General features: G+C 38.1%; 3 protein-coding genes. 2 read left to right on the top strand and 1 reads right to left on the bottom strand.

Annotated elements, in window-relative coordinates; translation table 11 throughout:
- Positions 1 to 775 precede the first annotated feature (775 nt).
- A complete protein-coding gene (gene uvrC / locus EKM69_RS12075; RefSeq protein WP_125711343.1) occupies positions 776 to 2,593 on the bottom strand; it encodes an excinuclease ABC subunit UvrC in 1,818 nt (605 codons plus the stop codon).
- Positions 2,594 to 2,746: 153 nt separating this feature from the next.
- Between uvrC and EKM69_RS12410 the strand changes: the two genes are divergently transcribed.
- Positions 2,747 to 2,899, top strand: a complete 153-nt coding sequence (locus EKM69_RS12410; RefSeq protein ID WP_164505949.1) for an SPJ_0845 family protein — start codon at positions 2,747 to 2,749, stop codon at positions 2,897 to 2,899.
- 182 nt (positions 2,900 to 3,081) lie between these two features.
- The gene (locus EKM69_RS12080; RefSeq protein WP_164505950.1) at positions 3,082 to 3,909 is read left to right on the top strand and encodes an alpha/beta hydrolase; all 828 of its coding nucleotides are present in this window, start codon (positions 3,082 to 3,084) and stop codon (positions 3,907 to 3,909) included.
- Positions 3,910 to 4,645 lie beyond the last annotated feature (736 nt).

Here is a 4,645-nt window from a genome sequence, read left to right on the forward strand (position 1 = left end):
GTCAAAGAAGGAATCTACTATTTTAATCATGTAGATAGATCAGAAACAATAAATGGCCATACCCCTGCGGAATACAGGAGAATGGCCATTTAAGAAGTATTCAATTTTTATATTATTTCAAATGTCAACTTGACAGGGACCAGCGCAGATTTGAAGAGTTGTTGGTTTTTTTGTTTTGGGGATTTGATTTACGAGGTATTAGACTCCGGTTTGGACGTGAAGTCTAGGAACCATTTTTTGTATAAATAGTACTTTCGATTTTTTGTTTGCTTGACTTGCTGCAATTTAGATTGTGGTTTTTTCCGATTATAAGGATGCAGAAACTAGATCCAGGCGACAGCGGACCCCGGTTTAGAAACTGTCGGCAGGCACGGCTTTGGCTGTATAGAAAAGAACTGTCCATTTTTACCAGCAAAATTTGCTGCAATAAAATAGCACTATCCATTTTTTGCTGGTTAAAATTGCAGTTAATTGGATAGTGCTTTTATGTTTTATACTCAAGGATGCGAAAACGAGCTCCGCAAGGTAGCGGCCTCCGGTTAACACATGTAGTCGAAGAGCCATTTTTTTGTTATAAAATAGCAGTTTCTATTTTTGTTCACTAGACTTGCTGCAAATTGAATAGTAGCTTTTAAGCTTTATCCTCAAGGATGCTGAAACGAGCTCCAGGCGACAGCGGCCTCCGGTTTAGAAACTGTCGGCAGGCACGGCTTTGCCGCACCTTGGGTGCCGACAGTCCCTAAATCCTCAGCAGCTACCCGTTGCCTTCCGCTCTCTACATTTTTTTATATTTTTTATGAGTTTCTATATTACTCAAAGTAATTTTGATAGTTTGAGCAGTTGTTTGCGGTATTCCTAAATCAATGATGTCTTCAAGTGGAGCTTCTTTGATTTTTTTGACTGAACCGTATTTTTTCAATAGTTTGGTTCTTGTCTTTGGTCCAACTCCTTGAATATTGTCCAGTTGAGATGATAAAGCATTTTTACTACGAGTTTTTCTTTGGAATGTGATAGCGAAACGGTGGACTTCATCTTGGATACGTTGCAACAAATAAAATCCCTGGCTCTTTGGATCTAGGGTTACCGCATGACCTTCTTCACCGTAAATCAAATGAGAAGTGTTATGATGATTATCTTTTACCATTCCAGCTACTGGGATATTGATACCTAGTTCATTTTGTAAAACATCCATGACGGCACGTAATTCAATGATCCCACCATCCATTAAAATCAGATCAGGCAAATTCTTTTCTTCCTTTAATAAACGTGAATAACGCCGATAAATTACTTCACGAGTATTGGCGGCTTCGTCAGCACCGGAATGATTTTCCAATTCATCTTTGATCTTGTATTTTCGGTACATGCTCTTTTCTGGACGGCCATCCTGGAATACCACCATGGCAGAAACGGGGTTAGTTCCTTGAATGTGCGAGTGGTCAAATGACTCAATGACGTGACCATATGGTAATCCCAAGGCTTTAAAAATTTGTTCTTGAGCCCCATAAGTCTGACGGTTGTCTAATTCCATCAGACGGAACTTTTCTTGTAGGACCAGTTTAGAATTTTCCGCAGCCATATCCATTAGAGCTTTCTTTTGACCACGCTGTGGGGTTCTAAATGGAACGTCCAAGACTTCCGACAAAGTATCTTTGTCGATATTTTCTGGTACTAAAATTTCGCGGGGCAAGACTTGGTTTTTCCGATTGTAAAATTGCAAAATAAACGTCGACAATTCTTCTTCCGGTGAGTTAACGCAAGCAAAAATCCGTTTTTCACGTTTCATCAAACGAGCTTGACGAATGAAGAATACTTGGATCGAGATCCAACCCTTTTCTACGTAGTAATTAAAAATATCTCGTGGTGTAGAATCGTTTGAGATGATCTTTTGTTTTTCAACGGTTGCTTCGATATATTGAATTTGATCACGCAATTCGGCTGCGCGTTCATATTCACGATTCTTCGCTGCCGTCATCATCTTTTGCTTGAGCGACGACTTAACTTCTCCCACATTTCCATCTAAGAAACGCTTGATCTTCTCGATCTGCTTTTGATATTTTTCTTCTGGAACTTCCTTAAAACAAGCACCTAAACATTGTCCCATATGATAGTACAAACAAGGACGTCCGAGATGACCTTGACATCTTCTCAGAGGATAAACCTTTTGTAAGAAGTTCAATGTCCCTGATGCAGCATAAACATTAGGATAAGGTCCAAAATAGTAAGCTCCGTCTTTTTTGATCTGACCGGTGATCTCCATTTTCGGATCACGCTCGTTGGTGATCTTAATATAAGGATACCCAGTTCCCTTTTTCAGACGGATGTTGTAATACGGTTGATGCTTCTGGATCAAAGTAATTTCGAGCAAAAAAGCTTCTTTATCGTTCGATGTGATGATAGTCTCAAAATCTCTGATCTCGGATACTAACTTCGCAGTTTTACCTTCGTGTGAACTCTTAAAATATGAACGAACACGATTCTTGAGATTTTTAGCTTTTCCAACATAGATGATCTTGGAGTTGATATCCTTCATCATGTAGCAACCGGGACGATCGGGCAAGAGACTTAACTTATGTTCTAAATATTCAGTTGCCAATTTGTTCCCCCATTTCATAATTAACTTTAAATACGCTTATATTATTTTAATCTTATCTAATAGAGTTGCAAGCAATTGAGATTTTTTCCCAAACGTTCTATAATGATTCTTAGATAAACAAAAAGCCAATAAACCTGAAGGGGGTTGATACCGATGGGCTTAACAGTGAAACGCGAAAATGATTTTGGAAGTTTATTTGATAAATTTGCCTCACTTCCCGATGATGTTAAAGAAAATGTAGAACGTGTAGATTCTGCAGATAAGAAATCTTCTAAAAAAACAAAAGATTCAAAAGAAAACGAATAATTTTTTCATGCACTGCAACCTGCCTGAATTGCAATGTATTAAATAATTACACTAATTCTAAACAAACCCTTTTGATAGTTTTCAAGGACACCATTCAATTTTTGGATGGTGTTTTGTTTTGCCTAAATGAGTAGTACTATGAAGTTGAGATGGAAATAAAACGATTTCAAAGGAGTGTAATTATGGATTTTGTGAATAGAAATTTAAGCAGACATTTTGAAGAAATGGTTGAGTCTTCAACCAAAGGGATCAATTTGTATCAGCACACTGACCTAACTGATTTTCCTTATGCAAACATCGTTATCGCTCACGGACTAGCCGAACACTCAGGCAGATATGAAACGCTAGCCAACTTCTTCTTATCACATCACATGAACGTTTTTCGCTACGACCAACGTGGCCACGGAAAATCTGAAGGCAAACGTGGTGATCTAACTTCAACCGAGGAACTTCCTGACGATTGCAAGATAATTGTCGACATCGCCAAAGAACAATTCCCCGACTTACCAACCTTCTTACTAGGTCACAGCATGGGTGGTCACACCGTTTTAAAATTTGCTGCCAAATACCCAGGCCAAGTTGACGGTATCATTGCGACCGACCCACTTTCAATCGAGTTTGGTGAAAAACTGCCCGGCAATCCAGAAACATACGTTAAAAACCAATTAGGTGAAGGCGTAAATACTAGTGAACAAGTAACGAAAAAATACAATGAAGATCCACGAAATTTAAAAGAATTCACCGTTGGTTTAATGAATACCTTGATCGACAGTTCGACTCAATTAGATGCTGACCTCGACAAAATCACTGATCCTATCTTGTTGTTACACGGATTAGACGATGGCATAATTCCAATGACGGATTCGTTGGAGATTTATCAGAAGTTTGGCTCTAAGGATAAGGAATTGCATGTTTATCCTTACTTGATGCATGAAATACTCAATGAACCAAGCAGAAAATGGGAGATTTTCGAAGAGATCCTTTATTGGGTTAAGAAACATAGTGAATAATATTATAGATAAATGGTGAAAATCCCCTTTGGGGATTTTTTTTATTTTATCGTGGATCGATCGTGGTGGTTGTTTGGTTTGAGGTTCACTGCCGGTCCCGGAGCGGGGCGCTATATGGGATTGGAACGCTGTGGACATCGATTGAAGCTATCCGGGAAGTTCACCCGGACATCTCCAATACGAGTCTTATTCTAAGCGATAAATCGCTAAGAATAATTTCACAGCTGAACCCATATAGCGCCCCGCCCCTCCACCTAAATAGTGCATCACAAATTTCTTTTTTTTGGTTGAGTAGCTCCACTGTTTTATTAATAAGTTGTCACTTTTTGTGCTCCTTATTTTTCACTGGTCTATCTCAGTTACTATTTTTATTGTAAGTTCAAGATCAAATGCCTCATGTCTGGTCTGAACTATTTTTTAGCATCAATATTCTTAATAGATTATTCCTCTTTTTTATTTTTGCTTTCTGTCTTTAACTTTTCTTTTCTTCCAAATGAATTTTTTGAATTATCCTTCTTACCCTGGTAATACTTACTGTCTTTTGTGATTTTTGCTTAAGTCTTTGGTTGATTTCGGTCGTTATTGATTTAGAACGTGTTTGGATACTTTGACATTCGATTTGATTTTAGTTAAATTAGATCAAAAACAGGAGTTTTTAATCCATGAAAAGCTTTGCACACCATTATAGTAGCGACATCTCTCGTGAACAATTTGAACTAATCCGGACAGATCTAGA

The organism is Companilactobacillus zhongbaensis (assembly GCF_003946515.1).
GTDB lineage: Bacteria > Bacillota > Bacilli > Lactobacillales > Lactobacillaceae > Companilactobacillus > Companilactobacillus zhongbaensis.